The sequence below is a fragment of the Deltaproteobacteria bacterium genome (genome assembly GCA_026712905.1).
Lineage (GTDB): Bacteria > Desulfobacterota > Binatia > UBA9968 > JAJDTQ01 > JAJDTQ01.
In genome coordinates, this window is the sequence record JAPOPM010000020.1 from 1 (window position 1) to 4755 (window position 4755).

At 61.5% G+C, this 4755-nt stretch carries 4 protein-coding genes and 1 pseudogene; all 5 read left to right on the forward strand.

The features are described 5' to 3' along the window. Positions 1-631, forward strand: a 631-nt coding sequence (locus OXF11_01145) for a DUF839 domain-containing protein (GenBank protein MCY4485712.1), incomplete at its 5' end; no start/stop codon positions are given. A gap of 388 nt (positions 632-1019) precedes the next feature. Beyond that, positions 1020-1334 carry a carbonic anhydrase family protein gene (locus OXF11_01150; GenBank protein MCY4485713.1) on the forward strand — a complete coding sequence of 105 codons (315 nt, stop codon included), beginning with the start codon at positions 1020-1022 and terminating at the stop codon, positions 1332-1334. Positions 1335-2706: 1372 nt separating this feature from the next. Beyond that, on the forward strand, positions 2707-3258 hold the full coding sequence (locus OXF11_01155) for a hypothetical protein (GenBank protein ID MCY4485714.1): 552 nt from the start codon (positions 2707-2709) through the stop codon (positions 3256-3258). A gap of 867 nt (positions 3259-4125) precedes the next feature. Next, positions 4126-4212: pseudogene (locus OXF11_01160) on the forward strand (transcriptional regulator). A 296-nt stretch (positions 4213-4508) separates the two neighbouring features. After that, a partial coding sequence (locus OXF11_01165; protein ID MCY4485715.1) for a hypothetical protein occupies positions 4509-4755 on the forward strand: 247 nt, incomplete at its 3' end.

Consider the following 4755-nt stretch of genomic DNA (forward strand, 5'->3'; position numbering starts at 1 on the left):
ATCCGCGGTGAAGGCCACCACCATGGACCGTCCCGAATGGGTGGCGGCGAATCCGCGAAAGGCGGAGGTCTACTGCGCGCTTACCAACAACAAGAACCGCGGCAAGAAACCCAACGCCGGCGGCGACCCGACTCCCGTGGGCGGGCCCAATCCCCGAGCCGGCAATCTGTACGGCCAGATCGTGCGCTGGCGGCCCGACGGCGGCAACCACTTGGCCACGGGCTTCACCTGGGACCCTTACGTGGTGGCGGGAAACCCCGCGGTGTACGGCAACGCCAACTCCGGCTCGAGGAATCTCGACAAGGGCAACATGTTCAACTCCCCCGACGGCATCGCCTTCGACCGCAACGGCATGCCGTGGATCCAGACCGACGCCAAGGGGTTCGCGGGCCAGGGGAACAACCAGATGCTCGTGGGCGACGCGGTGACAGGGGAAATCCGCCGCTTCCTGGTGGGTCCCAAGCAGTGCGAAGTCACCGGCATCGCCTGGAGCGCCGACGGCAGGACCCTGTTCGTGGGTATCCAGCATCCCGGTGAGAAGGGCGACAGCCACTTCACCGACGGCGGCGACACCGTGCCGCGCTCGGCCGTGACCGCGGTGACCCGCAACGACGGTGGCCTCATCGGCTGACCGCCGCTTCCTTCCCCGATGCGATGGGATGGCGCTTCGGCGTCTTCCCGTTTGAAAGCCCTTAAGGAGTGATTGCCAAAGGCATCCGAGGTTTGAGATTCCGCGCCATCGATGCCAATAGAGGGAAATCCACGCCGTCAAACTTCTCCAGGCACGGATTCCTCAAAGTCAACGGGGCGGCGCGGCAACGGCGCTTCCCTTCGGCTGCTCCCTTGACCGGCACGGGATTCGCACGTATGGAAAGCCCTGTGCATCTCACCGAAGACGTGGCGGCCGGGAGCCTGTCCGAGCAATTGCAATCCGACGCAGAGGCGGGGGTTCGAAACCCATCCGCGCCCGGACAGAGCCGGACTCCCGATGTGGCGTCCCGGCGCACGAAAGAAATTGCATGAGAGTACGTGCCGCCTTGCCACTGTCGCTGTGCACGGCCATGCTTTCCGGCGTGGCCGCTGTCGATGCGGTTCCGTGGAGCTACGAGGGTAACAAGGGTCCGACGCGCTGGGGTTCGCTCCACCCCGCGTTCTCCGATTGCGCCAAGGGGGCCGAACAGTCGCCCATCGACTTGGTCGGCACAAAGGTGCACCAGCAGCGACCCATCGAATTTGACTATGCGCCGACTCCCATCGTGCTTCTCAACAACGGACATGCGATTCAGGTGAACTATGCGCCGGGGAGCGGGATGACCCTCGACGGCGTCAGCTAGGAACTGCGCCAGTTCCATTTTCACCATGGCAGCGAGCATACCGTCGCGGCGTCCGACTGCCGATGGAGCTGCTCTTGGTGCACCGTAGCAACAAGGGCGCGCTCGCGGTGGTCGGGTGCTTCTGAAGGAGGGAGGAAAGAACCATGTCCTTGCGCCCATATGGCGCCACATGCCGGCCAGGACCTGCCCCGGCCAGCGTCGACGCCACCGCGCTGTTGCCCGAGGAGCGGACGGCGTGGCGTTATCGGGGTTCGCTGACCACGTCGCCTTGTACCCAAGGTGTTTTCCTGGGTGGTCATGACCGAGCCGGTGGCGGTGTTCGCGGCACAAATCGCCCGGTACGGCGCCATCTTTCCCAACAGCCACCCGACGCCACCCCTTAACAGGCGCTCGTTCAGCCGGGACCGGTAGGCGCCAGGAGACGAGACCCCACGGGCGGGCAGCGTAGTGCGGGCATGGGCGGGTCTGGAAGTCGGCTCGGGTCCCTCCATCGGATGTGTGCCCCCCGGCCGCGCCGAGTGGCACCGCGTGTGGGCCGGTCTTGGCGTTTGGAAGATCGATTGCGTCAGGTTCGATGTGGCGCTACACACCACAGATTCAGGACCTCGCTGCGGCGGCATCCGGTGAGCGCCAACAAGCGGATTACGGCGACGGCCTCCCGGTCATCGGGCCTCATGAGCGTCGAGCGCCCGGCCGCGCCATGCCATCTTGTCCGTATCGAGGAACGGGCGATGTTGTTCGTCGGGTTCCTCCTGATGCCAAGACAGTTCGTGCCGCGCCCGCGTAAACTCCTCTTGGTCCACTGCGGATCGCGTGGTAAATTGTCAAAGCAAGGTGACCGTGGCGGGCGACGTGATGGAAGCCGATGACCCCAAAAAATCTGACGCTATTGGGCATAGTCATCGCCTTTACTGGCGTGATTGTCGGCGAAAACGCTATCCGGGGGGTTCAGAATGGCAGACGGCACACCAACGCTCAGTCAGGAACTGGCCAAATGGGTTGCTGACCTGAGAATGCAGTGGTCCGGCAAGATCGAACAGCCTCTCCGCGGACCCATTATCTTTCTTTACACCTTTGTCGGAGCGTTGACGCTCTTCTCCTCCCTCGTATTTGTCAGATTCATTAATGCCCTCTTGCCTCTGGTCACACCCGACCCGGGGAGTGTCCTCGGGGTATTTGGCAGCGAGCTTATTGGTAAGATCGTTCTTGTCTTTTTTGCGTTGACGCCTTCGTTTGGGATCGCTTGGCTCGTTAGTTGGCCAAACCGAGCCTACAGTCCCGCGAGACTTTTTCTCGGCGGCCTAACGTTCTCGGCACTCGTGTGTTGGGTTATCTTTAGAGTGATGGCGGCAGCTAGTAAAGGAACAGCGTCATGACCATCATACGCCCGGGCCTTTGTTTTGCGTTGGCCGTTCTGTGTGCGGGTGCGTATTCAACGATTCCGGTCCAGGTCGCCCGTAGCGATTCAAGCCTTACCACGCCGGCCGAACTTAACCTGAATGCGATTTCGCTTGGGACAAAGATAAATGCGGTTTCGCTTGGGACAAAGATAAAGTGGGGAGCCCAATTGTTATTCTACCCTGAAGCGATTAAACCGGTCAAAGTGCTCCGCGCTTACGAGCGGGCCACGATTTGCCGAGGGAAGCAACCAGACTCCAGTCGTGATCTAGGCTTCGCCATTGTCTCACCCGGCTTGAGTGGCGAAAGTCTAGAAACCGGCAAATTGATCTCTGGAAAGGGTGACAAACCGTTGACGCTGAAGAATGTTTGCGACCTGTCCAATAACCAGGAGTTTGCATACATCCTGATCCTTGATGGTCTCCAGAATGAAAAGGGCGGTGAATTGTATTGGACCGATATATCATCGGCACCAGCCAGTCACGAGGCATTGCTGAGCAAGGTACCAAAGCAAACGGCCCAATAAGGGATACCCTCATGTCCTCCAAAGTCTCGAAGGGGGTTCCCCTAGACGCCCGGCGCGCCGTGGCGATGGCCGCTAGCGAAACGAAACCCCCTTGCCTCGCAGGACCGGAGACTGCGCCTTCCGCTACGGGTTGACCCGGATCGTATCGTTTGATCCTCGTCCCGAAGAGCCCTTGTTGGCGCTATCACTCCGGTTGCAGCGCGCTTTTCGGGAGGAGCGAGAGCCAGTGCTCCGCCGCTTCCTTAACGATATCCTCTCTTTCAGCCTACGCGATCTGGTCCCCGAGCTTCTCGAAAGCGGTCCCGACCTCGCCCGCCAGAACCGCACGGACAGCCTCCTTGAGATCCTTGTCGCGCCGGCCGGAGGATCTCGTCCATCACCGCGGTCTTCACCCCGGCCCGCCTGAGTTGCTCGAAAGACTTGCCCGCCTCCACCGCGCCGAGCTGCCTTTCGTCGCCCACCAGAACCACGCACGGAACCCGGAGGGTGGTTGCTATCCTTAGCAGTCCCCGCATCTGCTCGCTCGACGCGAGCGAGGACTCGTCCACCACCAGCACAGTCTTCGAGAATGAGGCCCGCATGTTCCGAGTGAAGTTTGTCGTGCTGCGAACCAAGGTGACACCGGAACGACAACACGGGCTCAGCTATTCGCTGACGCTGCACACGCCGGACGGCGCTCGGCTGGTTGGGTTCGACAACGCACACCCGGTGAGGCAGCGGCGAGATCCTGGAAGGCGAAACGGGGCGAAAGCGACCATAGGCACCGATTCGGCCGCATCTGTCCGTATGAGTACCGGGACTCCGCGACGCTGCTCACCGATTTCTGGAATGAAGTGGACAAGGTCCTGAGGATGAAAGGTCGATTCCATTAAGACATTGAAGATCGGCATCGCCGGCCATGAGCGAATGAAGGCGCGCACCATGGCAATTGCCCGCGGCGAGTACAAGCCGGCGGAACATACGGGCCGAAGAGCCGCAAGGACCAGAACCGGATCCATGTGCCATGTGCCCATGTGCCATGTGCCCATGTGCCATGTGCCATGTGCAACGATACCGGTGTTGCAACAGTGTTGAATCGTCGGGTGCGCGCTGGATCTACGGGTCTATCACCCGCCGGTCGATATAGACATTTTCCCAATTAAATTGTTATTTTATAGACTTCCAGTGATCTCGTCCAGATTGGTAGAAGAGGATCGATCAAGGAAATCGACGCCCAGACCCAGCGCCTCGACCGGGCGGCTGACCGCCTCATGCCCGACCTCCGCGACCTCCAGCACGAGCAGGACGGCTCCGAGATCAAGTCCCGCGAACTCGAACTCATCACCGACCGGGCGCAAAACCTCTCAGCTCGCCGCGACGCCTTCGAGCGGATGCGCGACGCTGCGGCCGAAGACTACCTGGCAGCCACCGGCCAGACCTGCCGGCCCCGGAGCGGATCGCACCCCAACCAGACCGCCCACCTCATCACCCCCGCCACCGACCCCCGCGCACTTCGCC